Annotated in this window: 21 protein-coding genes, 2 tRNA genes, 1 pseudogene and 1 riboswitch; of the genes and pseudogenes, 3 read left to right on the top strand and 21 right to left on the bottom strand. The window is 66.9% G+C overall.

Annotated elements, in window-relative coordinates:
* Positions 1-8 precede the first annotated feature (8 nt).
* The 15 genes from mctP to BACI349Y_RS08915 all read right to left on the bottom strand — a co-directional run bounded on the left by mctP (position 9) and on the right by BACI349Y_RS08915 (position 15,527).
* Complete coding sequence (gene mctP / locus BACI349Y_RS08985; RefSeq protein ID WP_442858405.1) at positions 9-1,355, bottom strand: monocarboxylate uptake permease MctP; 1,347 nt, start codon at positions 1,353-1,355, stop codon at positions 9-11.
* Positions 1,352-1,723 (bottom strand): DUF3311 domain-containing protein, encoded by a 372-nt coding sequence (locus BACI349Y_RS08980; protein WP_159631812.1) that lies wholly within the window; start codon positions 1,721-1,723, stop codon positions 1,352-1,354. The genes mctP and BACI349Y_RS08980 overlap by 4 nt, the downstream gene beginning before the upstream one ends.
* Before the next feature lie 195 nt (positions 1,724-1,918).
* Positions 1,919-1,991 (bottom strand) — tRNA-Ala (locus BACI349Y_RS08975).
* 239 nt (positions 1,992-2,230) lie between these two features.
* Positions 2,231-2,303: transfer RNA gene (locus BACI349Y_RS08970), tRNA-Ala, on the bottom strand.
* A gap of 114 nt (positions 2,304-2,417) precedes the next feature.
* Complete coding sequence (gene rsfS / locus BACI349Y_RS08965; protein WP_159631811.1) at positions 2,418-2,819, bottom strand: ribosome silencing factor; 402 nt, start codon at positions 2,817-2,819, stop codon at positions 2,418-2,420.
* 42 nt (positions 2,820-2,861) lie between these two features.
* Positions 2,862-4,115, bottom strand: a complete 1,254-nt coding sequence (locus tag BACI349Y_RS08960) for a hypothetical protein (RefSeq protein ID WP_159631810.1) — start codon at positions 4,113-4,115, stop codon at positions 2,862-2,864.
* A gap of 7 nt (positions 4,116-4,122) precedes the next feature.
* Entirely contained in the window at positions 4,123-4,791 is a 669-nt protein-coding gene (gene nadD / locus BACI349Y_RS08955) for a nicotinate-nucleotide adenylyltransferase (RefSeq protein WP_370871783.1), read from the bottom strand.
* Position 4,792: 1 nt separating this feature from the next.
* The gene (locus BACI349Y_RS08950; RefSeq protein ID WP_159631808.1) at positions 4,793-5,032 is read right to left on the bottom strand and encodes a hypothetical protein; all 240 of its coding nucleotides are present in this window, start codon (positions 5,030-5,032) and stop codon (positions 4,793-4,795) included.
* 78 nt (positions 5,033-5,110) lie between these two features.
* Entirely contained in the window at positions 5,111-6,493 is a 1,383-nt protein-coding gene (locus tag BACI349Y_RS08945; protein ID WP_159631807.1) for a glutamate-5-semialdehyde dehydrogenase, read from the bottom strand.
* A gap of 26 nt (positions 6,494-6,519) precedes the next feature.
* Positions 6,520-7,656, bottom strand: coding sequence for a glutamate 5-kinase (gene proB, locus BACI349Y_RS08940; protein ID WP_236560775.1), 1,137 nt, complete (start codon positions 7,654-7,656; stop codon positions 6,520-6,522).
* A 4-nt stretch (positions 7,657-7,660) separates the two neighbouring features.
* Positions 7,661-9,250, bottom strand: a complete 1,590-nt coding sequence (gene obgE, locus BACI349Y_RS08935; RefSeq protein ID WP_159631805.1) for a GTPase ObgE — start codon at positions 9,248-9,250, stop codon at positions 7,661-7,663.
* Between the two features lie 118 nt (positions 9,251-9,368).
* The gene (gene rpmA / locus BACI349Y_RS08930; RefSeq protein ID WP_009372867.1) at positions 9,369-9,632 is read right to left on the bottom strand and encodes a 50S ribosomal protein L27; all 264 of its coding nucleotides are present in this window, start codon (positions 9,630-9,632) and stop codon (positions 9,369-9,371) included.
* Between the two features lie 61 nt (positions 9,633-9,693).
* Positions 9,694-10,002 (bottom strand): 50S ribosomal protein L21, encoded by a 309-nt coding sequence (rplU, locus tag BACI349Y_RS08925; protein WP_003803420.1) that lies wholly within the window; start codon positions 10,000-10,002, stop codon positions 9,694-9,696.
* Between the two features lie 263 nt (positions 10,003-10,265).
* The gene (gene thiD, locus BACI349Y_RS08920) at positions 10,266-11,786 is read right to left on the bottom strand and encodes a bifunctional hydroxymethylpyrimidine kinase/phosphomethylpyrimidine kinase (RefSeq protein WP_159635425.1); all 1,521 of its coding nucleotides are present in this window, start codon (positions 11,784-11,786) and stop codon (positions 10,266-10,268) included.
* 7 nt (positions 11,787-11,793) lie between these two features.
* Positions 11,794-11,891, bottom strand: a riboswitch (TPP riboswitch).
* A 180-nt stretch (positions 11,892-12,071) separates the two neighbouring features.
* A complete protein-coding gene (locus BACI349Y_RS08915; RefSeq protein ID WP_159631804.1) occupies positions 12,072-15,527 on the bottom strand; it encodes an Rne/Rng family ribonuclease in 3,456 nt (1,151 codons plus the stop codon).
* Positions 15,528-15,965: 438 nt separating this feature from the next.
* Here BACI349Y_RS08915 and BACI349Y_RS08910 point away from each other — a divergent pair, with 438 nt between their 5' ends.
* Positions 15,966-16,634, top strand: coding sequence for a vitamin K epoxide reductase family protein (locus BACI349Y_RS08910; protein ID WP_159631803.1), 669 nt, complete (start codon positions 15,966-15,968; stop codon positions 16,632-16,634).
* A 95-nt stretch (positions 16,635-16,729) separates the two neighbouring features.
* Here the strand turns inward: BACI349Y_RS08910 and ndk are convergent, their stop codons facing one another.
* The 4 genes and pseudogenes from ndk to ileS all read right to left on the bottom strand — a co-directional run bounded on the left by ndk (position 16,730) and on the right by ileS (position 22,148).
* Complete coding sequence (gene ndk / locus BACI349Y_RS08905) at positions 16,730-17,146, bottom strand: nucleoside-diphosphate kinase (protein WP_159631802.1); 417 nt, start codon at positions 17,144-17,146, stop codon at positions 16,730-16,732.
* 2 nt (positions 17,147-17,148) lie between these two features.
* Positions 17,149-17,466 (bottom strand): annotated as a pseudogene (locus tag BACI349Y_RS08900) (DUF4233 domain-containing protein); the annotation flags it as partial.
* 2 nt (positions 17,467-17,468) lie between these two features.
* Positions 17,469-18,827 carry a bifunctional folylpolyglutamate synthase/dihydrofolate synthase gene (locus tag BACI349Y_RS08895; protein ID WP_159631801.1) on the bottom strand — a complete coding sequence of 453 codons (1,359 nt, stop codon included), beginning with the start codon at positions 18,825-18,827 and terminating at the stop codon, positions 17,469-17,471.
* Positions 18,828-18,830: 3 nt separating this feature from the next.
* Positions 18,831-22,148: an isoleucine--tRNA ligase gene (ileS, locus tag BACI349Y_RS08890; protein WP_159631800.1), complete on the bottom strand. Its 3,318-nt coding sequence runs from the start codon at positions 22,146-22,148 to the stop codon at positions 18,831-18,833.
* Between the two features lie 414 nt (positions 22,149-22,562).
* On the opposite strand from ileS, the gene BACI349Y_RS08885 reads away from it, so the two are divergent.
* The gene (locus BACI349Y_RS08885) at positions 22,563-23,570 is read left to right on the top strand and encodes an endonuclease/exonuclease/phosphatase family protein (protein WP_159631799.1); all 1,008 of its coding nucleotides are present in this window, start codon (positions 22,563-22,565) and stop codon (positions 23,568-23,570) included.
* Here BACI349Y_RS08885 and BACI349Y_RS08880 read toward each other — a convergent pair.
* Complete coding sequence (locus BACI349Y_RS08880) at positions 23,567-24,325, bottom strand: SDR family oxidoreductase (protein ID WP_159631798.1); 759 nt, start codon at positions 24,323-24,325, stop codon at positions 23,567-23,569. The two genes, BACI349Y_RS08885 and BACI349Y_RS08880, sit on opposite strands and share 4 nt — an antisense overlap.
* An 18-nt stretch (positions 24,326-24,343) precedes the next feature.
* The gene (locus BACI349Y_RS08875; RefSeq protein WP_236560774.1) at positions 24,344-24,532 is read right to left on the bottom strand and encodes a hypothetical protein; all 189 of its coding nucleotides are present in this window, start codon (positions 24,530-24,532) and stop codon (positions 24,344-24,346) included.
* A gap of 81 nt (positions 24,533-24,613) precedes the next feature.
* Here BACI349Y_RS08875 and BACI349Y_RS20245 point away from each other — a divergent pair.
* A partial coding sequence (locus tag BACI349Y_RS20245) for a class I tRNA ligase family protein (protein WP_236560773.1) occupies positions 24,614-26,040 on the top strand: 1,427 nt, incomplete at its 3' end.

The raw sequence follows: 26,040 nt of genomic DNA, 5'->3' as shown, positions 1-26,040 counted from the left end.
AGGAGGGCTCAGCGGTCAAACCACCGGGTGTAGAGGCCGGCCACGACGGCGGGGAAGGTCTGCAGGATCCAGATGCCGCCCAGCAGCTGCATGTTGATGGCCGCCGACTGGTCCATGGCGATCACGAAGACCAGGGCGCCCACCTTCACCACCAGGGAGACAATCTTGGACACCTTCGCCTCAGTCTTTGGATCGACATCCGGGCGGATGAAATCGCGGTAAATGTTCCGGGTGAACATGTTTGCGGCGGCAATGGACATGATCGCTGCCGGCACCAGGGCCCCGATGGCGATCGCGGCCAGTGCGATCCCGGCAAACCAGGCCGGGAAGTGGTCAAGGAACAGCTGGGGAACCACCAGCTGCGGATTGACTGATCCGTCCAGGTCGATCGGCTTGGTACCCGCCTTGATGGCCACGAAACCCAGCAGTGCCAGGAAGCCGAGCATCAGCGAGTACAGCGGCAGGATGGCGGCGTTGCGGCGGATGGTGTTGCGGGCCTTCGAGGCCAGCACCGCCGTCACCGAGTGCGGGTACATGAACAGCGCCATGGCCGAGCCAAGTGCCAGGGACCAGTAGGCGGAGTAGTTGGCCGCGCCGGGGACAAAGACCCCTGCCGGCTTGCCCGTGGCCTGGTTCACCGCGCCGAGCTTGGTCTGGGCTGCGCCAAAAATGGTGTCCCAGCCACCGAACTTGATGGGCAGGTAGATGACGGCCACAATGACGGCGAGGTAGATCAGCAGGTCCTTGACGACCGCGATCATCGCCGGGGCGCGCAGGCCCGAGGTGTAGGTGTATGCGGCCAGGACCACGAAGGCGAGGATCAGCGGCAGGTCGGTCAGCAGGACGTTGCCGGAGCTCCCCAAACCAAGCACGGTCAGCACCGCCTTGATGCCCACCAGCTGCAGCGCGATGTAGGGCATGGTGGCCACGATCCCGGTGACGGCGACGGCCAGGGACAGCCAGCGGCTGCCGTAGCGGCCGCCCACGAAGTCCGCCGAGGTGACGTAGCCATGGCGGTGCGAGACGGACCACAACCGGCTCATGATGATGAAGATGATCGGATACAGGACGATCGTGTACGGCACGGCGAAGAAACCGCTCACTGCGCCGGTGGCCCACATTGCCGCCGGCACTGCCACAAAGGTGTAAGCGGTGTAGAGGTCCCCGCCCAACAGGAACCAGGTGATCCAGGTGCCGAAGCCACGCCCGCCCAGGCCCCACTCATCCAGGCTGTGCAGCCCCTCCACTTCCGTGCTGCGGCGCCACTTGGCGGCCAGGAAGCACATCACGGCCACGATGACGAAAAGCAGCACCACAATGATCAGGGCTGTCCAGTTGATCTCGCGGGTGTTCATGGCCGGTCCCCTCCCAAGCCGGTCCCGGCGGAGGCAGCCCCTGCCTGGGGCGGGCCGCCTGCACGGGCCTCGGCCCGCCGTCGTCGGTCTTCCCTGGTGACCAGCCAATACGCGCTGCCGGTCAGGATCGCGGAGACCGGCACCCACAGCAGCTGGTACCAGTAGAAGAACGGCATCCCGCCCAGCCGTGGCGCATCAAAAGCGTAGAGCTGCGGCATGAGGGGAAAGAGAATGGCGGCGGCCAGCAGGATGCCGGCGCCGATGTAGGGAGCGGGCCTGGCCGGTCCGCGGATGGCGGTGTCCCGCGTCAGGCGGGATTCTCCGGGAAAGGCTTCGCCGTCCGGCCTGTAGCCGTCTGCGTGGGACATCTGCGACCTCCTCGTCAGCCCGTCCCGCGGCCGCCGCCTTGGATGAAAGCAGTCCGGAGGCGGGACGATGTGCCCTCAATCACAGTTGTACCGCGCTTTGACCTGCGCCGGAAGGGTTAGTCCCCCTATCGGTTGCCGGTGGCAACAAAAAAGGGAACCATCACGTGGTGATGGTTCCCTTTTCCGGTGTATCGGTGGAGCTGAGGGGACTCGAACCCCTGACCCCCTGCATGCCATGCAGGTGCGCTACCAGCTGCGCCACAGCCCCGTACTCTTGCCGCTTTCCGTCGAATTCCCCGGAGCAACCTGACCAGAGTAATGCACTTTTCCGCTGGACGCCAATCGGCCGCCATCTGCCGCCGCCCAGGCCCTGAATGCACCCGCTCGTGGACAAATCACCGGGGAACGCGGGGGTGCAAAGTCCGGGCGCAGGTGCAATGCGGGCATCCGGAATGTGGGCACAAAAAAAGTCCGCCGGAACCAAAGTGGTTCCGGCGGACTTACCGGTGGAGCTGAGGGGACTCGAACCCCTGACCCCCTGCATGCCATGCAGGTGCGCTACCAGCTGCGCCACAGCCCCGGATTGTTGCTGCTCTGTGCTGCTTTCCCCGGGGTCTCCCCCGAAGCAACTCAAATATCTTAGAACAGCAATTCCGAAAATTCCAAATCGGGAATATTCACTGCCGGGCGGAGGCTACTCGCTGTCGGAAACCGCAGCGGCTTTGGCGGAGGAGTCGTCGCCGAGCTGCAGGTCCACCACGGGGCAGTCCTTCCAGAGGCGTTCCAGGGCGTAGAAGACGCGGTCTTCCTCGTGCTGGACATGGATCACGACGTCGGCGTAATCCAGCAGGACCCACCGGCCGCCGGACCGGCCCTCGCGGCGGACCGGGCGAAGGTCCTGCTTGGCGAGTTCTTCCTCGATGCCGTCCACGATGGCGTTGACCTGGCGTTCGCTGGGCGCCGAGGCGATGAGGAAGACATCGGCGAGGGCCAGGCGTTCGCTCACATCCATGGCGACGATATCCTGGGCGATCTTCTCCGCGGCAGCTTTGGCAGCCGTGCGGGCTATGGCGATGGACGATTCTGTTGCAGTCACGGGACTCCTTGTTTGGGTTAAGTGTTGATGCCGGCCAGCGGGTCAGCGGGACATGCCGCTGACGATCAGGATGATGCCGGCGACGAGGGCCAGGATCCCGAACGCGAGGATGCAGAACTGGAGGATCCGGTTCCGGCGGGCCCTGCCCAGGCCCGCCGTGGCGGCGTCCAGGGGATCGAGTCCGTAGGCGGACCGGGCAGGAACCCGGGGAAGGTCCTCGAAGAGGTCCTCCGACTGTTCTTCCGGGCGCGATACCGGTTGGGGACGGTTGGCGGCTTTGGCGGCTGCCTCGGCACGCGCGATGACCTGCGAGCGGCCGGTCGCGGAGTCCGGGGCGGGTGCCTTGGGCCGGGCAGCAGGCCGCCGTTTTCCAGCGCCAGGGATTTTGGTTCCGGGGACCTTGGTTCCGGGCCGGGTGGTGACCGGGACATGGGAGGTGGCCGGCGGCTTCATGACCGGCCGCTCGACGCCGGGCACCTGGACGAACTCCAGCGGCGTCACCATGGCCAGGTTGCTGGCGGTGGACGGGCCGGGCTTGTCCTTGGGTGCGGAGTCCCTGCCCGGAGCGGCAGGGCTGCCGGGGGCAGCGGGGCTGCCGGCCTGTTCGGCAAGCTTCTGCCGTGCCATGGCCCGGCGGTTCATGACCGCGGCCCGTTCGGCAAGGGCAATCTGTTCCGCCAGGATGTCCGGATCCACGACTTCCGGATCCAGGGAGGCAATGTGCTCCATCTTGGCGATCTGGTTCCTGGCCTGCGCGGCGATGAGGGCGCGCGCTTCCAGGGCCTGTTCCACCGTCATGCCGTCCGGAGCGGTTCCGGGCGCAGTCTTTCCGTCCTCCGCCTTCTCCCCCGCCGCACCCTCTTCACGTGCGGGCGCGGCCTTGGGTGCCGGAGCAGCGGCGGCCGGAACGATGGGATTGGCGGCAGTCAGCGCCTGCTCTTTGAGTTGCTGCAACCGCAGCTGGCGCCGGGTAGGCGGGCCGCCCGCAGCAAGCTGCCCTTCCTTTTCCTCAAGCTCCTTGATGGTGCGCAGCGCGGCGCGGTCGCGGGCCCGGATCTGGGAGGAGCGCTGCGTAGCCGTCGGGTCCGGAGCTGGCTGCGGGCGCGCTGCAGGGGCGGCTCCCCCGGCAGGACCGGGACGGGCCGCCGGGTCCTTGCCGTCCCGCGAGGGCGCGCTGTCAGCCGGCCGGTTTGCGGCAGGCGGGCGCTGCTCCGTGGCAGGCAGGGCAGCCTGTTGGGCGTCCCTGGCCTTCCGGAGTTCCCGGCGGCTGCGGATTGGGGGCTGTTCCTGACTCATTGAGAACTCATTCAGTACTGGCTGGTTCGCGTGCTTCGGAAGTTGGGTCATCCGCGCCTGCGGGTGCGTCGGAATACAGGCCGTACTTGGCGATGTACTGGACTACCCCGTCCGGGACCAGGTACCAGACCGGGTTGTTCGCAGCCACGCGGGCACGGCAGTCCGTCGACGAGATGGCCATGGCGGGCACTTCGAGCAGGCTGACATCATCACGGCCCATGCCGTCAAGGACATGGCCGGGCCGGGTGACGCCCACGAAGTGCGCGAGTGACCACAGTTCGTCGATGTCCTTCCAGGACAGGATCTGCGCCAGGGCGTCCGCGCCGGTGATGAAGAACAGGTCTGCGTCGGGGCGCTGGGCCCTCAGGTCGCGGAGGGTGTCGATGGTGTAGGTGGGACCCGGGCGGTCAACATCGACACGGCTGACGGTGAAGCGCGGATTGGACGCCGTGGCGATGACGGTCATCAGGTAGCGGTGCTCGGGCTCACTGACCTGTTTATGGGACTTTTGCCATGGCTGCCCGGTGGGGACGAAGACCACCTCATCGAGGTCGAACTCCGCCGCGACTTCGCTGGCAGCCACAAGGTGGCCGTGGTGGATGGGATCGAAGGTTCCGCCCATCACGCCCAGCCGCAGCCTCCCCCGGGCCCCATTGCGTTGCAGGTTGTGGGAAATCTTAGTGGCCCTGCCCGCGATCGTGCTTGTTGGGGTGCTGGCGGTGCGGATCCGCGTGCTCGTCCGTGGCGGCGTGCCGGTTGCCGAGGTTGTTGTAGGACCAGGCGATGAGCATCAGCACGACCAGGATCGCGAACATGGATACGCCAAAGACCCACGGCTCGGCCCACAGCGGCGCAAGCTCCTCATGGCCTGATTCACCTGCGGCGGCGACGGACGTGGCAATCTGCTGGAGCAGCATTTTCTCCCTTTGTTCAAGGATTTACAGGCAGCGGAACTTTCGACTGCCTTCCGGGTTCTGGTCTATGTTACCGCGTTGCTACCCGCGGACCTGGCCTTCGCCCTGGACGATCCACTTCGTGGTGGTGAGCTCGGTCAGGCCCATGGGGCCGCGGGCGTGGAGCTTCTGCGTGGAAATGCCCACCTCGGCACCCAGGCCCAGCTCCCCGCCGTCGGTAAACCGTGTGGAGGCGTTGACGATCACGGCAGCGGAGTCAACCTCGGCGATGAACCGCTCGGCGTTGGCGAGGCTGTTGGTGAGGATCGCTTCCGTGTGTCCGGTGGACCAGGTCCGGATGTGCTGGACGGCTTCGTCCAGGCTGTCCACCATGGCCACAGCCAGGTCCAGGTCCATGTATTCGGTTCCCCAGTCCACGTCCGTCGCCGGCTCGGTTTCGATGGCGGGAGGCAGCGCGGCGCTGATGCGGCCGTCCACATGGAGGCGGACACCGGCGCTGCGCAGGGCGGCCGCGACGGCGGGCAAGACGGTTGAGCCCGAATGGACCAGCAGTGTCTCCACGGTATTGCAGACACTGGGCCGCTGTGTCTTGGCGTTGAGCAGGATCTCCACGGCCATGTTCTCGTCGGCGGACTCATCGATGAAGATGTGGACGTTCCCCTCCCCCGTTTCGATGACCGGCACGGCGGAGTTGGTGACCACGGTCTGGATCAGGTCCCGGCCGCCGCGGGGAATCAGGACATCCACCCTGCCCCGGGCCTTCATCAGGACGGCGGCGCCCGCACGGCCGTACTGGTCCACCGTCTGGACTGCGTCAGCGGGCAGGCCCACGGATTCCAGGGCCTCGCGCAGGATCCGGACCAGCACCTGGTTGGTGGCTTCTGCTGCGCTGCCGCCGCGGAGGATGACGGCGTTTCCGCTCTTCAGGGCCAGCCCTGCGATGTCAACCGTGACGTTGGGCCGGGCTTCGTAGATGGCTGCCACCACACCCATGGGCACGTTGACCTGGCGGAGGCGCAGCCCGTTGGGGAGCGTCTGCCCGCGCACCACGTTGCCCACGGGGTCCGGGAGGTTGGCCAGGTTCTCGAGGGCGGCAACGAGCCCGGCTACGCGTGTTTCGGTAAGGGTAAGCCGGTCCAGGAGGGCGGCGGAGGTGCCGGTGGCCTTGCCCCGCTGCACGTCCATCGCGTTGGCGGCAAGAATGGCCGGGACGTTCTCCTGCAGGGCGGCGCCCACGGCGCGGAGGGCCCGGTCTTTCCAGGCCCGGTTGGCGGTGGCCATCCTGCGGGCGGCGTGGCGTGACTGGTCAGTGATGGCGTGGACAGCCGCCTCCACTTCCGCGGCGGACACGTCCGCACCCGAAACGGGCACCTCAGCCGATGCCGGTTCTGCTGCGGGACCCGGCTGCGCCTGCGCAGCGGTGGTTCCGGAATTTTCAGCAGTATGGATCAGGGCTTCAGTCATGATCCAAGTTTAGGCGAGGCGGCCGCTCAGACCAGCACCAGGTCGTCAACATGAACAACTTCACGGTCATAGCCGCTGCCCAGTGCCTCGCCCAGCTCGTGCGTGGACCGCCCCAGCATCCGCGGCAGTTCCTCCGACGAGTAATTCACCAGCCCGCGCGCAACGACGGTGCCGTCGGCTCCAGCCAGTTCGACGGCGTCTCCCGCTTCAAAGTCGCCGTGGACCGCGGAGATGCCAGCCGGCAGGAGGGACGTGCGGTGGTGCCGCACGGCGCGCACGGCACCGTCGTCCAGAACCAGCCGGCCCTGCACCGAGGCAACGTGTGCCAGCCAAAGGAGGCGTACCGGTTTGCGGGATCCGTTGACGGAGAACCACGTGCCCACGTCCTCGCCGTTCAGGGCTGCGGCAGCATTGGGCGTGGAGGTTACCAGGGCGTGGATCCCCGATCCTGCCGCCATGCTGGCAGCTTCCACTTTGGTCATCATGCCCCCGGTGCCCAAGCCGGCCTTGCCCGCTTTGCCGATGGACACGCCCTCGAGGTCGTGCGCGCCGGTGACCAGCGGGATGCGCTTGGCACCTTGGGCGGGCGGACCGTCGTAGAGGGAGTCGACGTCGGACAGCAGCACGAGCGCATCGGCGCGCACCAGGTGCGCCACCAGGGCTGCGAGCCGGTCGTTGTCGCCAAAGCGGATCTCGTGGGTGGCCACGGTGTCGTTTTCGTTGACCACGGGGACCACCCCGAGGTTCAGCAGCCGGTCCATGGCGCGGAGGGCATTGGTGTGCTGGCTGCGCCGCATCAGGTCTTCTGCCGTCAGCAGGACTTGGCTCACGGTGACGCCGTGTGCACCGAAGGCCTGGGTGTACCGGGCCATCAGGAGCCCCTGGCCCACGCTGGCCGCGGCCTGCTGGGTAGCCAGGTCACGGGGACGCTTGGCCAGCCCGAGCGGAGCCAGTCCCGCAGCGATCGCACCGGAGGACACCAGGATGATTTCGGCGCCTGCGTTGCGCTTGGCAGCCAGCGCGTCAGCCAGGGCAGTCAGCGATTCCTCCGAGATGCCGCCCTTGATGCTGGTCAGGGAAGAGGAGCCCACCTTGACCACGATCCGGCGGGCACCGGCCAGTGCGCTTCTGTCCGCAGCACGTCCGGCCGGTACTGCGGTCATGCCCCTAGAGGTCATCGTCCGCTTCCAGTCCGCTTTCCTTGACGGGTTGGGCGGCACGGCGGCCACTGACGGACTCGGTCCAGATGCCGGCCTTGCGCTCCGCCTCAAGTTCGGCGCGTGCGGCAGCCTTGGCATCGCGGCGCTCCTGCTGCTCTTCGCGCTTCTGGCTGCGGGTGGGGCGGTCGCCGATGTCGGCGAACCGGACGTCGGTGCCGCGCGGCGAGGCCAGCAGCTCAGCCCCCGCCATCATGGTGGGCTCCCAGTCGAAGACGACGCCGTCATCGTCACCGATGACCACCGTGTCGCCTGGCTTGGCGCCCTGCTTGAACAGTTCGGTTTCCACACCGAGCCGGGCAAGCCGGTCGGCCAGGTAGCCGATGGCCTCTTCGTTGGTGAAGTCTGTCTGCTTGACCCAGCGCTCGGGCTTTTCGCCCAGGACGCGGAACAGCGGCTCCAGGTTCTTTTCCTCGCGGCGGATCTTGAACCCGGCTTCGTTGACGGCGCGCGGGCGCAGCACCACGGGCTGTACCTTGGGCGGGGCCGCCGCCACGGCGTCGCGGGCGGCCTTGACGATCTCCGCCATGGCGAAACCGAGCTGGCGCAGGCCCTCATGGCTGGTGGCGGACACCTCGAAGACGCGGTAGCCCCGCGACTCGAGTTCCGGGCGCACGAACTCGGCCATGTCCTTGCCGTCGGGCAGGTCCACCTTGTTCAGCGCGACCAGCCGCGGGCGGTGGTTCAGGGGAACCACTTCGCCGTCCTGGCCCGCGTAGCTCATGTCGACGGCGTACTTCTCAAGCTCACCTTCGATGATGGCGAGGTCCGTGAGCGGGTCACGGTCGGACTCCAGGGTGCCGCAATCGAGTACGTGGACCAGGGCCGCGCAGCGCTCAACGTGGCGCAGGAAGTTGTGGCCCAGGCCCCGACCCTCGCTGGCGCCTTCGATGAGGCCGGGAACATCGGCGATGGTGAACCGCACTTCGCCGGCCTGCACCACGCCCAGGTTGGGAACCAGGGTGGTGAACGGGTAGTCGGCAATCTTGGGGCGCGCAGCGGACATGGCCGCGATCAGGCTGGACTTGCCGGCGGACGGGAAGCCCACCAGGGCGATATCGGCAATGGACTTCAGTTCCAGGACGATGTCCCGGGAATCCCCCTCGATGCCAAGCAGCGCGAAGCCCGGGGCACGGCGCTTCTGGGAGGAGAGGGCCGCGTTGCCCAGGCCGCCGATGCCGCCGGCGGCTGCCACAAACTCGGTACCTTCGCCGACGAGGTCCGCCAGGACTTCACCGTCCTTGGTCTTGACCACGGTGCCGTCCGGCACCGGCAGCACGAGGGTCTCGCCGTTCTTTCCGCCGCGCCAGTCGCCCATGCCGGGTCCGCCGTTGCTGGCGTGCCGGTGGGGTGCGTGGTGGTAGTCGAGGAGGGTGGTGGTCTGGTGGTCCACCCGGAGGATGACGTCGCCGCCGTTGCCGCCGTTGCCGCCGTCGGGTCCGCCCAGCGGCTTGAACTTCTCGCGGTGGACGGAGACGCATCCGTGGCCGCCGGTTCCGCCGGATACGTGCAGGACTACCCGGTCTACAAAGCTGGCCACGTGGATCTCCTCAAATGCTGTTTAGATGGGCGCCCGCGGACGCCACATCGATTGTAATGCGGTTAAAAGAACAGTGGAGCGGACCCTCAGGCCCGCTCCACCGCTTCAGAACTGGTTGTTACTCTGCAGCTGCAGCAGCAACGATGTTGACGACGCGACGACCGCGGCGGGTGCCGAACTCAACGGCGCCCGGGGTCAGTGCGAACAGGGTGTCGTCGCCGCCACGGCCAACGCCGGCGCCCGGGTGGAAGTGGGTACCACGCTGGCGGACGATGATCTCGCCTGCCGAAACTACCTGGCCGCCGAAGCGCTTGACGCCGAGGTACTGAGCGTTGGAATCGCGACCGTTGCGAGTGGAGCTCGCGCCCTTTTTATGTGCCATCTGAAATGCCTGCCTCTAAATTCTGGGGAATCTGTTGAAATACCTGAACAGTAACCGGTGGTTACTTGATGCCGGTGATCTTGACCTTGGTCAGTTCCTGGCGGTGACCCTGGCGCTTCTTGTAGCCGGTCTTGTTCTTGAACTTCTGGATGACAATCTTAGGACCACGCAGGTCCTGGAGGATTTCAGCCGTAACAGTTACCTTGGCCAGGTCAGCGGCGGCGGAGGTGACCTTGTCACCATCAACCAGGAGCAGTGCGGGCAGCTCGATGGTGCTGCCGGCTCCACCGGCGACGCGGTTCAGGGTAACGAAGTCTCCAACGGAAACCTTCTCTTGGCGGCCGCCTGCGCGGACAATCGCGTACACCACTTGGGAACTCACTTCTCTCGACGTTTATTACAAAATTTGCGTGCGGAACCGACTCGGAAAAGCCAGGGTTCTCGCTGTGCCTCAACGCCGTGGGGTCATAACCCAAGTGTTGGCGTAAGCACCGAAGATCCAGAATACGCTAAATCCATCTACGGCCGCAAATGAGGCTGGTTCCGGCGGCCCGGCTGTGGTAGTAACCACACCCCGACAAGCTGCACCGCAACCATGCCCCTCCATAATAGCGGCGGCGCTGCCCGCAGGGGTCAGGCATGCAGCCTCGGCGCGTCGAAGAATTCCACTTCCAGGCGGCAGGACTGCTTGAAGGCGGTCACCATCGCCGCCTGTTCATGGTCGGAGGCCTTCCGCCCTGCTGCGTCCACGATGGCGATGGCCCGCCGGGTGGCTTCGGCGAAGCCCTCGTCGGCGTAGGTCCGGAGCCAGGCTGCGTAGGCGTGGCCGTCGGGCTCTCCCGAGGCGAGGAACTGGGCGTGCAGCTTTTCCCCTACCTCGGCGTAGAGCCAGAAACAGGGCAGAACAGCGGCGGCCAGGACGGCGTAACTTCCCGACGCCGACGCTGCAGTGAGGTGGTCCACGTAGGCCTTGGTGACGGGGCCAAGTCCGCCCTGGGCAGGGCGGGTGCTGAGCCATGAGCGGTGCAGCTCCGACTCCACCTCCAGGCATTGCTGCGAGGATCCGGCCCAGAACAGCTGCTCCGCTTCGGACGGGGCCAGGGCACTGGCCCGGGCGAGGACGCGGGAGTAGCCGTTCAGGTACAGGGCATCCTGCGCCAGGTAGTAGGCAAAGTCCTTCTCGGCAAGGTCCCCGGAGGCCAGGCCGCGGATGAAGTCCAGGGCGTAGATGTCCGCCAGGTCCTGCTGGGCTTCCGTCCACAGCCGGGCAGCGAAAGCGCCTTCCGGCGGGGCCGGCCGCACATGGTGGAAATGGTGCACGGGGCCGTTGCCCTGGCCCACCTCAAGCTGCTCCGAGTTCTCAAGGGCGCCGGCCAGCCATGGCTTGACCGTCAGGAGCGATGCCTCCCAGTCTCCAAGGCGTGCCTGGACGGTGGCCATCGCGGAGGACAGTGAGCAGCCGGTGCCGTGGCTGTTTCGGGTGGAAATTCGTTTGCCGTGCACTTCCACCACTTCCTGGGACAGGAGGCCGGCCGTGTTGACCAGCGCGTCCGGGCAGTCTGCACCCGCGAGGTGGCCACCCTTGACCAGCACGGTGGCTCCGGTGGCTTCGGCAAGGCGCCTTCCCTGGTCGAGCGCCGCCGGCCAGGTCCCGGCAGGGTCCCCGCCCACCAGCATGGCAAGCTCCGGGAGGTTGGGAGTGATGAGGTGCGCCAGGGGCAGCAGTTCGAGGAGGGCGGCCTCCGCGGATTCCTTCAGCAGCCGGTCACCACTGGTGGCCACCATCACCGGGTCGAGGACCACGACGGCGGGGCGCACCTTCTCCAGCCAGTGCCGGACAGTGCGGATGACGCTCTCGTCGCCCAGCATGCCGATCTTGACCGCGTCGATGGAGATATCGTCGCTGACCGCGTCTAGTTGTTCGGCCAGGAAAGCGGCCGGAGGAACGTGGACAGCCTGCACGCCACGGGTGTTCTGTGCCGTCAGGGCGGTGATGGCAGCCATGCCGTATCCGCCGTGGGCGGCAATGCTTTTGAGGTCGGCCTGGATGCCGGCGCCACCGGACGGGTCGGAGCCCGCGATCGAGAGGACCCGCGGGACGTCCCGGCCCGGGGGCAGCGCGGTGGGAACGCCGGAGGCAGCAGGAAGGGGCATGGAAAGGGTCGAAGACAAGAGACATCCCTTCGCCGGTACTAGCCGGACAGGTTCAACGGGTCTGGATCTCAGCCGGCCTTCTGCGCGGCACCCCGTGTCGGTTTCCACCCTAGCCCGTAGGCCTTACCAGGAGGAAAGGATGACAGCCCTCGGGTCAAGGGAACAACAACCTCGCAGCAGCAGGAATCCCCGCCACACGGCCGATTCCCACGGTGCTTCCCGGGTGAATCGTCCGCAGGACGGGGATTCCTTACTGCGCGGCCGTTTGGCCGGTAACTCCTGCGCCTAGAGCTCCGAGGCAGGCACACCCACGCCGAGGATGATGGGTTCCTCGGGCGCCTTGCCCGGTTCCGCCGTTGCCTGCTGGGGCTTCACGGGTTCGGGAGCCTTGGCCGCGTGCGAATGGCCTGCGCCTGCCGCCTGGACGTTTTCGTGATGCTGGACGGCGGTCTCGTTGGCGGCACCCTGGGCACGGCTGGCGGCACGGTGGCGCCGCGGCCTGCGCTGCCGCGGCTGCTCCAGCGTGTGGTCGGAGTAGTCCTTTCCGGCTGCAGCTTCCGTTGCGGCGGCGCGGGCTTCCGCTCCCCCGCCGTCGTGCTGCCGTTCCGGCGCCGCAGCCTCCGGCACCTTCACGGCCTCGGCGGTCTTGGCAGGCGCGTTCTCCACAGGGGAAGCCGGCTGCCCAAGGTGGGCGAACGCTTCCGCGAGCCGGTCCAGGGTCAGGGCGGGCAAGGGATGCTGTTCCTCAGCATGCTCCACGAACGGAAGCGGGACTTCCTCGCCGCCGAACGTCAGGACAGCCGCAGGACGTGCCGGGGCATCGGCGTCGTGCTTCTCCTCGACGCGCGCCGGCGCAGGCTCCACGGAAGGCACCTGCCGGGCTGCCGCCACCTCATCGTCATGCAGGTGGGCAGCGTGGGCCGCTGCGGCAATGTTCGCCAGGGCAAGCCTGGTGGCCTCCGCCTTGGCGTGCCGCTCGGCGTCCGACGGGTCCGGCTGGACCGTGTGCACGTGGACGGCAGGTGCCGGGGCCGCTTCGGGCTGCTGCCCGCCGCGTCCGCGCCGCCGCTTGCGTTCAGTACGCACGCCGGGCTGGGCATTGTCGTTCCGCTGCCCTTCCGGACGGGCTTCCGCGCGGGCTTCGGGCCGGTTGTCGGTGCGCTGGACGTGGTGCTCGGCGGCAACGATGTTGGCGCGGCGGTGCTCCACGGGGTCGTCGTGGGTCACAACGCCACGGCCGGCGCAGGCCTCGCACTGCTCGCCGAAGACTTCCAGCAGTCCGGTACCCATGCGCTTGCGGGTCATCTGGACCAGGCCAAGCGAGGTGACCTCGGCCACCTGGTGCTTGGTCCGGTCACGGCCCAGGCACTCCACCAGGCGGCGAAGGACCAGGTCGCGGTTGGATTCGAGCACCATGTCGATGAAGTCGATCACGATGATGCCGCCGATATCGCGCAGCCTCAGCTGGCGCACCACTTCCTCGGCTGCCTCAAGGTTGTTCTTGGTGACGGTCTCCTCAAGGTTGCCGCCGCTGCCGGTGAACTTGCCCGTGTTGACGTCCACCACGGTCATCGCCTCGGTACGGTCGATCACCAGGGAGCCGCCGGAGGGCAGGAAGACCTTCCGTTCAAGCGCCTTGTGGATCTGCTCGTCGATGCGCCAGGCGGCGAAGATGTCCTGGTCCTTGGTCCACTTCTCAAGGCGGCCCACAAGGTCCGGCGCCACATAGGTGACGTAGGCCTCGATGGTGTCCCAGGCTTCCTCACCGGAAACGATGAGCTTGGAGAAGTCCTCGTTGAAGACGTCGCGGACCACCTTGATGGTCAGATCGGGTTCGCCGTAGAGCAGCTCGGGAGCCAGGATCTTGGTGGACGCGGACTGGCTTTCGATGCCCTCCCACTGGGCGCGAAGCCGGTTGATGTCGTGCGTCAGCTCTTCCTCGGAAGCGCCCTCGGCCGCGGTACGGACAATCACACCGGCGTGTTCCGGCAGGCGGTCCTTGAGGATGCGCTTGAGCCGGTTGCGTTCGACGTCGGGCAGCTTGCGGGAGATGCCGGTCATGGAACCGCCGGGTACGTACACCAGGTAGCGGCCGGGCAGGGAGATCTGGCTGGTGAGGCGGGCACCCTTGTGGCCCACCGGGTCCTTGGTCACCTGGACCAGGACGGTGTCACCGGACTTCAGCGCGTTTTCGATGCGCCGCTGCTTGCCCTCCAGGTTGACGGCCTCCCAGTTGACCTCACCCGCGTACAGGACGGCGTTGCGGCCGCGCCCGATGTCCACGAATGCAGCCTCCATGGACGGCAGCACGTTCTGGACCTTGCCCAGGTACACGTTGCCGATCAGCGAGTCCTGCTGCGTCTTGGACACGAAGTGTTCGGCCAGGACACCGTCTTCGAGGACGGCGATCTGGATTCTGTCGTCGCGCTGGCGGACGATCATCTGCCGGTCCACGGACTCCCGGCGCGCCAGGAACTCGGCCTCGGTAATGACCGTGCGGCGGCGGCCGGTGTCACGGGATTCGCGGCGGCGCTGCTTCTTGGCCTCCAGGCGGGTGGAGCCCTTCACGCTGGTCACGCGGTTGCTCACGGGTGCTTCACTGACGGCGCGCGGCGCACGGACCCTGGTCACCGTGTTGGGCGGGTCGTCATCCCCGCCGCCCGTGAGTTCAAGGTCCTGGTCCCCGCGGCGGCGGCGGCGCCGGCGGCGGGAGGTTACACCGTCCTCCAGCTGGCCGGCGGTATCCTCGTCGGCCTCGTCCTCGGCGTCAGCCTCAGCGCTGCCGTCCTCGTTGTCCTCTTCCGTCCTGTCGCCGATGCGGCTGCGGCCCCTGCGGCCACGGCTGCGGCGCCGGCGGCGGCTGGAGGAATCGTCGGTGTCTTCGGTTTCTTCCTCTTCAGGCTCCTCCGCGACGGGCGCGGCGGGCCGGACCACGGTGCTGAGGTCAGGTGCCTGGAAGAGCACCGACGTCGGCGACGCCGGTTCCAGGAAGAGGGAGCCAAACGGGCTGGCGGCGGCGCCGCCGTCCTTCGTTCCGGCGGCGTCAGGCGCCTGCTCCTGCCGGGCGGCCTCCGGTGCGGCGGCAGCTGCGGGCGTGGCTGGGGGTTCCTGGGCTTCCGCTTTTTGGGCTTCGGGCTCCTGGGCCTCGGGCTCCTGGGCGGCGGGCTCCTGCGCCTGCTCCACGTTCTGCGCGGCGGCCTGGTCCGCGGCTTCGGGCACCACGGCTTCGGGCACCACGGCTTCGGGCCCGGCCGGTTCCGGCGCCACTTCGGCGGCGGCTGCGGAGGCCGCTTCCGGGGCGGAAACCGGCGACGCAGCCTTGCGGGTAGCTACCCGACGGCGGCGCACCGGCTTCGTTTCGGCGTCTGCCGTTGTGTCCGGGGCAGGAACGGCAGCGGCGCTTTCATCAGCTGCACCCGACGCGGTGGCGGGGGTGCCACTGGGGGCCGCGGCGGCCGGTTCCGCTTCGGCGGCGAAAGCGGGCAGCGGTTCTGCTGCGTCCGCCTTCTTCCGGGACCGGGTGCGCCGGGCGGGAGCCTTGGCCGCTGTGGTGGCCTCTTCAGTGCCGGCTTCTTCAGCGGCGGGTGCTTCGGCAACTTCCGGTGCCGTGCTCACGGCATCCGTGGGGGCGTCCCCGGCCCTGGAAGCCGCCTTGCGGCGGGTCCGCGGAGCCCTCTTGGGGGCAGCAGCGCCGGCAGCCACTGCTTCGTCGTTAACGGCCAGTTCTTGATCATTGTCCATTTGTGGCAACACTCCTGCCCCTGACGTACCGCCACATCCGGCACCCATTGGGGCACATATTGTCAACACCCGCAGGCATTGACAGAAGTCAAGTGGATACTCCCAGGTTCGCACCGTCATTGGGGTGCGGCAGCCCGTGGGAGCCGGTGGATGTTCTGAAAACCCGTTGTTCTGCGTGCCACAACCAGGTGCCGCCCAATGGAGTCGCGGGTGTGCTGGAAGAATCCAAAGCCTGCCCTGCTCATCATTGGCGGTCTTGGGAACAAACCACCGGACCGGAGTCCGAATGTGGATCGGCTTCCAGCCACGTTCATTCTCTCATACCCGCCCTGGATCGCCGCGGAAGCGGGCGTTGCTGTTCCCGTTGCTGTGTGGTGGGTCCAGCCACCGACGTTACAATCAGGCACAGGAGCACCGGACGAAAAGGACGCAACACCCATGCCCAGCATCTCCCCCGTCAGCGCCCATGAAGAGGAACGCGCCGCCGATCCGCAGACCAGCGCCGCCGGCAGCATCCCGCGCATGGCCCGGAACCGGCCCTTCGGCTGGCTGCTGGTCATCACCGGAATCGTCGGCTGGCTTGCCTCCGGAACCCTGGTCCTGGAAAAACTCGAAGTGCTCAAGGACCCCAACCACACCACCGTGTGCGACGTGAATCCCTGGATCTCCTGCGGCCAGGTCATGCAGACCTGGCAAAGTTCGCTGTTCGGCTTCCCCAACATGTTCATCGGGATCGTGGCCTTCGCCATCACCATCACGGTGGGCATGGCCCTGCTGTCCGGGGCGACCTTCGCCCGCTGGTACTGGCTGGGATTGCAGGTGGGCGTCACGCTCGGCTTCGCGTTCGTCGTTTGGCTGTGGTCCCAGGCTCTGTACGCCATCCACATCCTGTGCCCGTTCTGCATGATCGTCTGGGCGGCCATGATCCCGCTTTTCGTGTGGACAACCATCCGGAACATCACGGCTGGTGTCATTCCCATGCCAGCAGGTGCAGCCCGGGTCCTGGGTGATTCCGGCTGGATCATCACCGCGCTGCTGTACGTGGCCGTCATCGCCACCATCTTCTTCGCGTTCATCCAGGTCTTCGCAGGAACGTCGGGGTTCTAGACCCCTAATCCCCGCGCTCCCCTGCGCCGTATACGTATAACAGATAAGGCCAATGTTCACGAAGAACATTGGCCTTATCTGTTATTTCCCCTGGCTTACTGGAACCAGATCTTAATCTCGCGGTCCGCGGAATCCGTGGAGTCGGAGCCGTGCACCAGGTTCTGCTGTACCTTCAGGCCCCAGTCCCGGCCAAAGTCACCGCGGATGGTGCCCGGGGCCGCCGTCGTGGGATCCGTGGTGCCCGCCAGAGAGCGGAAGCCTTCGATGACGCGGTGGCCTTCGAAGATGGCCGCCACCACGGGGCCGCTGAGCATGAATTCCACCAGGGGCTCGTAGAACGGCTTGCCCACGTGCTCCTCGTAGTGCTGCTCCAGCAGCTCACGGGTGGCGTCGACCTTCTTCAGCTCAACAAGGCTGTAGCCCTTGGCTTCAATCCGGGCCAGGATGGCGCCGGTCAGGTTACGGGCGACGCCGTCGGGCTTGATCAGGACGAGGGTGCGCTCAGTAGTCACAACCCCACCAGGAACATGGCCGGCTCGAAAATGCCGGTGAGGATCAGGACGAGCTGCAGGATCCAGCCCAGGCCGATGCCCCAGGGTTTGTTGAGGACTGCACAGGCGAAGATCATGACCACGCTGAGGGCGATGCCCACGCCGAGGATCAGGGCCGGCGGGAACTCCCCACGGCGCAGGCCGAACACCACCAGGGTGGCGAAGAACATGACGAACGCTTCCAGGAGCAGCACCGTGGAAGCAAACATCACCTTGGTGGAACGGCGCTTCTTGGGCATGCCGGGACGCCATTCCCGCTGGGCTTTTGTCAGTCTGGCCATGCTCACGCCTCCGTTTTTCCGAGCAGGATCCGGGCCTCGGCCACCAAGGTGATCGATCCGGTGACCAGGACGGCCCCGGACAGGTCCTCGTTGGCTTCGGCCCGCTCCACGGCCCATTCCAGGGCGTCATCCAGTTTCTCGGCGACGTGGACGTTGTCCTCGCCAAAGCCCAGGTCGATGGCAAGCTCTGCCAGTTCCGCTGCCGGTACGGCGCGCGGTGAGTTGGACTGGGTGAAGCAGTACTCCACGGCCACGTCCCCCAGGGATTCCCTTAGCTCCCGCAGGATTTCTTCTGCGTCCTTTTCCTTGAGCACGCCCACCACGGGTACCAGGCGGGTGACGGTGAACGCTTCCTGCAGGGCTGCAGCAGAGGCCTTGATGCCGTCGGGATTGTGCGCGGCATCCACAATGATGGTGGGTGCGGTGCGTACCACTTCGAGGCGGCCCGGTGACGTCACTGCGGCGAAGCCTTCCTGCAGGACCTCGAAGTCGAGCTCCTTTTCGCCGCCAAAGAACGCTTCCAGGGCGGCTACCGCCACGGCGGCGTTCTGCGCCTGGTGGGCGCCGTGCAGCGGTACCAGGAGGTCAGGGTAGCGGCCGGCGATGCCCTGGATGGTTACCATCTGGCCGCCAACGGCCACAGTCCGGGACTCCACGCCAAACTCCACGCCTTCGAAGCGGAAGGGCACGCCCACTTCCTTGGCCTTTTCCAGCAGCACCTGTGCCGCATCAAGGGGCTGCGCTGCGCTGATGAGGTAGCCGCCGGGCTTGATGATGCCGGCCTTTTCATAGGCGATGTCCTCGGTGGTGTCGCCCAGCAGGTCGGTGTGGTCCAGCGAAATCGGCGTCACCACCGACACCTGGCCGTCACCGACGTTGGTGGCGTCGGTGATGCCGCCAAGGCCCACCTCGATGATGGCCACGTTGACGGGCTGGTCGGCGAAGATGGCGAAGCCCAGGATGGTGAGGCACTCGAAGTAGGTCAGCCGCGGCTGCCCTTCGACTTCCAGCTCGGAGTCCACGATCTGCAGGTAGGGCCGGATTTCGTCCCAGATCCTGACGAACGTCTCATCGGAGACGGGGTGGCCGTCGATGCTGATCCGTTCGGTGACCTTGGACAGGTGCGGGCTGGTGTAGCGTCCCGTGCTCAGGCCATGTGCGCGGAGCACGGATTCGATCATCCGCGAGGTGGAGGTCTTCCCGTTGGTTCCGGTCACATGGATGATCGGGAAGGCCTTGTTGGGTTCGCCGAGCACGTCCATGGCGCGGAACAGCGGCGCCAGGCGCGGCTCCATCTTGTTTTCCGGCGCCCGGCCCAGCAGTTCGGCGTAGACGCTTTCCACGGAAAATTCGTCGGTCATGTCCTAGGCCTCCATTTTTTCGACCGCGACGGCCGGTTCTGACACATCGCCCGGCTCAGCGGCCAGCTCCACCGTCAGGGTCTCGCCCTTGACCAGTTCAGCGTTGGCCAGCAGGGCGTCCACCACGTTCTGCGGGGCCGTGACGGTGGTCCGGATCCGGTCGCTGACGTTGAGCCCGGCGTCCTTGCGGGCCTGCTGGATGGCGCGGACCATGTCGCGTGCCAGGCCTTCGGCCTCCAGCTCGGGCGTGACTTCCGTGTTCAGGACCACGAACCCGCCTCCGGGCAGCACGGCGACAGCGGCGGAGCCGCCCTCGGACTCTGCCACCACGGTCTCCAGCGTGTATTCCTGGGGCTCCAGCTGCAGGCCCCCGGAGGTAACCACGCCGTCGTCGTCCACTGACCAGTCGCCGGACTTCGAACCCTTGATGGCAACCTGGACATTCTTGCCCAGGCGCGGGCCGGCAGCACGGGCGTTCACCACCAGCTTCTGCTGGATGCCGAATTCCTCGGGGGAAGCGGTGGCCGCGTCCAGCAGGCGGACGGACCGGAGGTTGAGTTCATCGGCGACGACGGCGGCAAAGCCTTCCAACGCATCCGCCCCGGGTGCCACAACGGTGAGTTCCTGCAAGGGCAGGCGGACACGCAGGTTGGCTGCCTTGCGGAGCGAGGACCCGGTGGAGCAGATCTGCTGGACCCGGTCCATTGCCTCCACCAGGGCCGGGTTGGCCGGGAAGAGGTCAGCGTCCGGCCAGTCAGCCAGGTGCACGGAGCGGCCGCCGGTCAGGCCGCGCCAGATCTCCTCGGAAACCAGTGGCAGCAGCGACGCAGCAGCACGGGTGACGGTCTCCAGCGCGGTGAACAGGGCATCGAAGGCGTCCTGGTCCTCGTCGAAGAACCGCTGCCGGCTGCGGCGCACGTACCAGTTGGTGAGCATGTCCAGGTAGCTGCGCAGGGAGTCGCACGCACCGGAGATGTCATAGGTGTCCAGCTGCACGGTCATGTTCCGCACCAGGTCGCCCGTGTTGGCCAGCAGGTACTGATCCAGGGTGTCCGCATAGCCGTCGTAGCGCAGCTTCGCGTCGTATCCCCCGCCGCTGTTTGCAGCGTTGGTGTAGAGCGTGAAGAAGCTGTACACGTTCCACAGCGGCAGGATCACCTGGCGGACGCCGTCGCGGATGCCCTGCTCGGTGACGATCAGGTTGCCGCCGCGCAGGATCGGGCTGGACATCAGGAACCAGCGCATGGCGTCGGAGCCGTCGCGGTCCAGGACCTCGGACACGTCCGGGTAGTTGCGCAGGCTCTTGGACATCTTCTGGCCGTCGGAACCCAGCACGATGCCGTGGCTGATGACGTTGCGGAACGCCGGCCGGTCGAACAGTGCGGTGGACAGGATGTGCAGCATGTAGAACCAGCCGCGGGTCTGGCCGATGTACTCCACAATGAAGTCGGCCGGGTTGTGGGTGTTGAACCAGGCTTCGTTCTCGAACGGGTAGTGCACCTGGCCGTAGGGCATGGATCCGGAGTCGAACCAGACGTCCAGGACGTCCTCCACGCGGCGCATCACGGACTGGCCCTCTTCAGGCGTGCGGGGGTCGTCCGGGTTGGGCCGGGTCAGCTCGTCGATGAACGGGCGGTGCAGGTCCACCTCGCCGGCCTTGTTCAGCGGCAGCCGGCCGAAGTCCGCCTCGATCTCGGCCAGGGAGCCGTAGACGTCCGTGCGGGGGTATTCGGGGTCCGTGGACTGCCACACCGGGATGGGGCTGCCCCAGAAGCGATTGCGGCTGATGGACCAGTCGCGGGCGTTTTCCAGCCACTTGCCGAACTGGCCGTCCTTGACGTTGCCGGGGATCCAGTTGATCTCCTGGTTCAGTTCGGACATCCGGTCCTTGAACTTGGTGACCTCCACGTACCAGGAGGACACCGCGCGGTAGATCAGTGGGTTGCGGCAGCGCCAGCAGTGCGGGTAGCTGTGCTCGTAGCTGGCCTGGCGGACCAGGCGGCCCTGGGCACGGAGCACCTGGGTGATGGGCTTGTTGGCCTCGAAGACCTGCAGCCCCACGATGTCATGGAGGTCGCCGTGCTTGAACAGTGGCAGGAACTTTGCACCCTCATCCACGGAGAGCACCACGGGGATGCCCGCCTCCTCGCAGACTTTCTGGTCGTCTTCGCCGTAGGCGGGCGCCTGGTGCACAATGCCGGTGCCGTCCGTGGTGGTGACGTAGTCGGCCACCACGAAGCGCCAGGCGTTCTCCATGCCGTACTTCTCGTTGTCCGCGAAGTCGTCCCAGAGGCGCTGGTATTCCAGTCCCTCCAGCTCGGCGCCGGTGTGGGTGGAGACCACAGCGGCTTCCGCATCCTCGAAGCTGTCGTAGCCAAGGTCCTTGACGTAGCTGCCCAGCAGGTCCGCTGCGAGCATGAAGCTCCCGGTGACCGGGGCGTCTGCGGAGGCCGCCTTGATGCCGTTGGGGCCGGCCGGCAGCACGGCGTAGGTGATGGAAGGCCCGACGGCGAGCGCGGCGTTGGTGGGCAGCGTCCAGGGGGTGGTGGTCCAGGCGAGGGCCTGCACGCCGGCAAGCTCCCTGGAAACCTCCGACTCCCCCGCGAGGATGGGGAACGTGACGGTGACGGTCTGGTCCTGGCGGTTCTTGTAAACGTCGTCGTCCATGCGCAGCTCATGGTTGGACAGCGGCGTTTCGTCCTTCCAGCAGTAGGGCAGGACCCGGTAACCGTTGTATGTCAGGCCCTTGTCGTGCAGCTGCTTGAACGCCCAGAGGACCGACTCCATGTACTCGACGTTGAGGGTCTTATAGTCGTTGTCGAAGTCCACCCAGCGCGCCTGCCGGGTGACGTAGCTGCGCCATTCGTCGGCGTACTTCATCACGGAGGCGCGGCAGGCGTCATTGAACTTGTCGATGCCCATGGCTTCGATCTGGGTCTTGTCCGTCATGCCCAGCTGCTTCATGGCTTCAAGTTCGGCGGGGAGGCCGTGGGTGTCCCAGCCAAAGCGGCGCTCCACGCGCTTGCCGCGCTGGGTCTGGTAGCGGCCCACCAGGTCCTTGGCGTAGCCGGTGAGGAGGTGGCCGTAGTGCGGCAGGCCGTTGGCGAAAGGCGGGCCGTCGTAGAACACGAATTCGTTGCTGCCGGGCTCGCCGCCGGGGACGTCGGCGCTGCGCTGGTCGATGCTGGCCTGGAAGGTGCCGTCCTGGTCCCAGTACTTCAGGATGCGCTCTTCGATCTCCGGGAACTTCACGGAGGCGGAAACGCCGGCACTGCCGTTGGACGAGGTGCTGGAGGCTGAGGCCTTGGGGTAAAACGTCATGTTCGACATCCTGGGTTGAGCGTGGTGAACCCCGGCGGGGCCGGAGGTTCCGTTCAGGATGCGAGGACGGCTGCCGCGCCGTCCCGAAAAGACTGCACGCCCACCGCGGTACCACCTCACTTACCGGCGCCGCGTGTCTTCCGTGAGGAACACCTGCCGCCCCGGCCTCTCATTACTGCTGTGACGGGCTTACCCGTCCGGTTCTACTGGCACAGCCACCCTGCAGGGGCACACTGCGCGTTCTTCCGGAAGCTCACCGGTGATTGCCGGGTCATAGCCATAAAGAGTCTACTATCGCCGCAGCGTCCCGTGCCATTCCGAGCATCCCTGCCATTCACAGCGTCCCGTGCCGTTCAGAGCATCCAGGGGCCGTTGGGGCTGACGCCACCACCGCGCATTCCCTAGACTCGGCTCATGACAGCTTCCGGGCGCCCTGCCGGGCGGAGGCGCGCGGCCGCCGCATGCCGGTGGCTGTTCATTCCCCTTGCGCTGCCCGTCGCAGCGGTGTCCGTGGTGCGCGCCGTCCCCGTCGAGTGGCCCGTCCTGGGGGTCCAGCTGGTGGCCTTCACGCCCTGGCTCACCGTGCCTGCCGCGGCAGCGCTGGTCCTGGCCTTCCTTGGGCGCAGCCGGTGGCAGCGGGTCCTGGCGGCGTCCCTGCTGGCGTGCCACGCGTTCTGGCTCTTCCCCGTGGACGTCCGCGGGCCTGCAGCCGAGGCCGCCGGAAGGCCGGTTTCCCTCGTGGCGATGAGCATCAACGCGGAGCTGGGGGATGCAGACGCTGCCGGCATCGTGGACCTGGTCCGTGAACAGCACGTGGATTTGCTGGCGGTGGAGGAATACACGCCCCAGCTGTCACGGAGGCTCACCGCAGCGGGCCTCGACGGGCTGCTCCCGCACCGGGTTGCCCATCCCAGGGACGGCGCCGGCGGTACGGCCATCTATTCCTCGCTAAGCCTGAAGGACGGCGGGGTGCTTCCGGCCACCCAATTCACCATGCCGGTGGCCAGCCTGGACCTGGCGGACGGCAGTGGGGCCGCCCTTCGGGTGGTGGCTGTGCACACCCTGGCGCCGGTGGGTGACGCCGTTGGCCAGTGGCGCAGGGACCTGGCCACGGTGGCCAGGGCGGACAGCGGGTCCGGTCCCCTGCTGCTGGCCGGGGACTTCAACGCGACCTACGACCACCGGGAATTCAGGGCGCTGCTGGCGGGCCAGGGAGGCGGCCGGACGCTGGTGGACGTGGCCGCCTCCCTGGGCAGCAGGCTGGTGCCCACCTGGCCGATGCGTGGGTACCGCCTGCCCGGGATCACGCTGGACCATCTGGTGACCAGCCGCGACATTACCGCCTCCGGCTATTCAGTCCACCGGATCGAGGGAACCGACCATGCCGCAGTGGTGGCCACCCTGCGCATCCCCGTGCCCTAGGCCTTCCGGATGAGTTTGTGCGTGGCCGCCTGGGCCACCGGCCGGATGACGATCTGGTCAAGGTTGACGTGGTGCGGGGCGCTGACGGCGTAGCGGACGACGTCGGCCACATCCTCCGCGGTGAGCGGCATCTCCACGCCCTGGTAGACCTTTTCTGCGGACTGCGCATCCCCGAGCCGGTTGAGGGCGAACTCCTCGGTCTGCACCAGCCCGGGCGCCACCTCGATGACCCGGACGTTGTGCTCAGCCTCTTCGAGCCGGAGGGCGTTGGTCATGGCGTGCTGCCCGAACTTGGCAGCGTTGTAGCCGCCCCCGCCTTCGTAGGCGTCCAGCCCCGCTGTGGAGGTGAGGTTCAGGACGGTTCCCGCGCCGGTGGCCCGCAGCATCGGAAGGAACGCGCGGGTGAGCTTGAGGGTTCCCAGGACGTTGACGCGGTACATCCATTCCCAGTCGGCGGTGTTGGCATCGCCTACCTTGTCAGCACCCCGGGCACCACCGGCGATGTTGATCAGCGTGTCGATGCCGCCCGCTTCGGTGACCTGGGCGAGGAGCCGGGACACGTCGTCGTCCTCTGCAATGTCTGCGGGAATCGCGACGGCGCCTGTCCGGCCTTCCAGCGCCGCGAGCCTGTCAGCCCGGCGTGCCACGGCAAAGACCGTCCACCCGTCGGCGCGCAGCGCACGCACTGTTGCCTCTCCGATTCCGCTGCTCGCGCCGGTCACCAATGCTGCCTTTTTCTGCAAGTCCTCAGTCATGGCACCACCCTAGCGGGATCAGCCGGCGGACTGTCCCCGGAGGTAATCAAGCAGGACGTGCGCATTGTTCGCCCCGGTGTTCGGGGCAGCGTAAAGGAGGGTGATCCGGGGGTGTGCGCGCGCCAGTTCCAGCACGCGGAAGCCGTCGTCGTCCGCCGGTGGGTCGTAGATGCGCTTCACGCCGAAGGTTGCCCGGAACTCTCCCATGGCCCGCATGCCACCCGTGTCCGCGTCCGTGCGGGCGGCACGGGTTGGGTGGGACGCAAGCGGGCATGAAAGAATTGGCAAATGGCTGAAGACACGCAGGGTACAGACACGCCCACCACCGCCCCCATCAATGTTCCGGACAAGCCGGCCCTCGAAGGCCTCGAAGCCGCGCTCACCCAGCGCTGGCTGGCCGAGGGAACCTACAAGTTCAACCCCGACACCACCCGGGAGCAGGTCTACTCGATCGACACTCCCCCGCCCACCGCGTCGGGATCCCTGCACGTGGGGCACATGTTCTCCTTCACCCAGACGGACGTCCAGGCCCGGTACATGCGCATGACCGGCAGGAACGTCTTCTACCCCATGGGCTGGGATGACAACGGCCTGCCCACCGAACGCCGCGTCCAGAACTACTACGGTGTCCGCTGCGATCCTGCCATCCCGTACAACGCCGACTACCGGCCGCCCGCCCAGCCGGCCAAGAACCAGCGCGATTTCGACGTCGTGTCCCGGCAGAACTTCATCGAACTGTGCGAGGAACTGGCCGTTGAGGACGAGAAGGTCTTCGAGAACCTGTTCCAGACCCTGGGCCTGTCCGTCGACTGGGACCTGACCTACCGCACCATCGATGACACTTCCCGCGCCGTGTCCCAGCGTGCCTTCCTGGCCAACCTGGCCGCCGGTGACGCCTACATGGCCGAGGCTCCCACGCTGTGGGACGTCACGTTCCGTACCGCCGTGGCCCAGGCCGAGCTTGAGGACCGTGAGGTCCCGGGCGCCTACTACCGCTACCCCTTCTTCACCGAAGACGGCGGGAAGATCTTCATCGAGACCACCCGCCCGGAGCTCCTTGCAGCATGTGCCGCGCTGGTGGCAAACCCCGACGACGAGCGGTACCAGCCGCTGTTCGGCAAGACCGTGAAGTCCCCGCTGTTCGACGTTGAGCTCGAGGTCAAGGCCCACCCGCTGGCAAAGGCGGACAAGGGTTCCGGCATCGCCATGGTCTGCACCTTCGGTGACCTGACCGACGTCACGTGGTGGCGCGAACTGCAGCTGCCCACCCGCGCCATCATGGGCCGCGACGGCCGCATCATTGCCGAAACCCCCGAGTGGATCACCAGTGAGGCCGGCAAGGAGGCGTACGCGGTCATCGCCGGGAAGACTGCCTTCTCCGCCAAGGAAGCCGTGGTGGAGCTGCTCAAGGAAGCCGGCCTGCTCGATGGTGAGCCCAAGAAGATCACGCACCCGGTGAACTTCTTCGAAAAGGGCGACAAGCCCCTGGAAGTGGTGACGTCCCGCCAGTGGTACATCCGGAACGGCGGCCGCGACGAGGACCGCCGCGAACGCCTCATTGGCCGCGGCAAGGACATCGACTTCCACCCGTCCTTCATGCGCTCCCGCTATGAAAACTGGATCGCCGGCCTGAACGGTGACTGGCTGGTCTCCCGCCAGCGGTTCTTCGGCGTGCCCATTCCCGTCTGGTACCCGCTCGACGCGCAGGGAAACCC

Source organism: Arthrobacter sp. 8AJ, from assembly GCF_902506025.1.
Taxonomy (GTDB): Bacteria; Actinomycetota; Actinomycetes; order Actinomycetales; family Micrococcaceae; genus Arthrobacter.
This window is presented reverse-complemented; position numbering and strand designations above follow the sequence as displayed.

Coding starts and splice junctions, on each gene's coding strand:
- mctP (WP_442858405.1), bottom strand. CDS start 1,355: ATGAACACCCGCGAGATCAACTGGACAGCCCTGATCATTGTGGTGCTG.
- BACI349Y_RS08980 (WP_159631812.1), bottom strand. CDS start 1,723: ATGTCCCACGCAGACGGCTACAGGCCGGACGGCGAAGCCTTTCCCGGA.
- BACI349Y_RS08960 (WP_159631810.1), bottom strand. CDS start 4,115: ATGAGTCAGGAACAGCCCCCAATCCGCAGCCGCCGGGAACTCCGGAAG.
- BACI349Y_RS08950 (WP_159631808.1), bottom strand. CDS start 5,032: ATGCTGCTCCAGCAGATTGCCACGTCCGTCGCCGCCGCAGGTGAATCA.
- BACI349Y_RS08945 (WP_159631807.1), bottom strand. CDS start 6,493: ATGACTGAAGCCCTGATCCATACTGCTGAAAATTCCGGAACCACCGCT.
- proB (WP_236560775.1), bottom strand. CDS start 7,656: ATGACCGCAGTACCGGCCGGACGTGCTGCGGACAGAAGCGCACTGGCC.
- rpmA (WP_009372867.1), bottom strand. CDS start 9,632: ATGGCACATAAAAAGGGCGCGAGCTCCACTCGCAACGGTCGCGATTCC.
- thiD (WP_159635425.1), bottom strand. CDS start 11,786: ATGCCCCTTCCTGCTGCCTCCGGCGTTCCCACCGCGCTGCCCCCGGGC.
- BACI349Y_RS08915 (WP_159631804.1), bottom strand. CDS start 15,527: ATGGACAATGATCAAGAACTGGCCGTTAACGACGAAGCAGTGGCTGCC.
- BACI349Y_RS08910 (WP_159631803.1), top strand. CDS start 15,966: ATGCCCAGCATCTCCCCCGTCAGCGCCCATGAAGAGGAACGCGCCGCC.
- BACI349Y_RS08895 (WP_159631801.1), bottom strand. CDS start 18,827: ATGACCGACGAATTTTCCGTGGAAAGCGTCTACGCCGAACTGCTGGGC.
- ileS (WP_159631800.1), bottom strand. CDS start 22,148: ATGACGTTTTACCCCAAGGCCTCAGCCTCCAGCACCTCGTCCAACGGC.
- BACI349Y_RS08885 (WP_159631799.1), top strand. CDS start 22,563: ATGACAGCTTCCGGGCGCCCTGCCGGGCGGAGGCGCGCGGCCGCCGCA.
- BACI349Y_RS08880 (WP_159631798.1), bottom strand. CDS start 24,325: ATGACTGAGGACTTGCAGAAAAAGGCAGCATTGGTGACCGGCGCGAGC.
- BACI349Y_RS08875 (WP_236560774.1), bottom strand. CDS start 24,532: ATGGGAGAGTTCCGGGCAACCTTCGGCGTGAAGCGCATCTACGACCCA.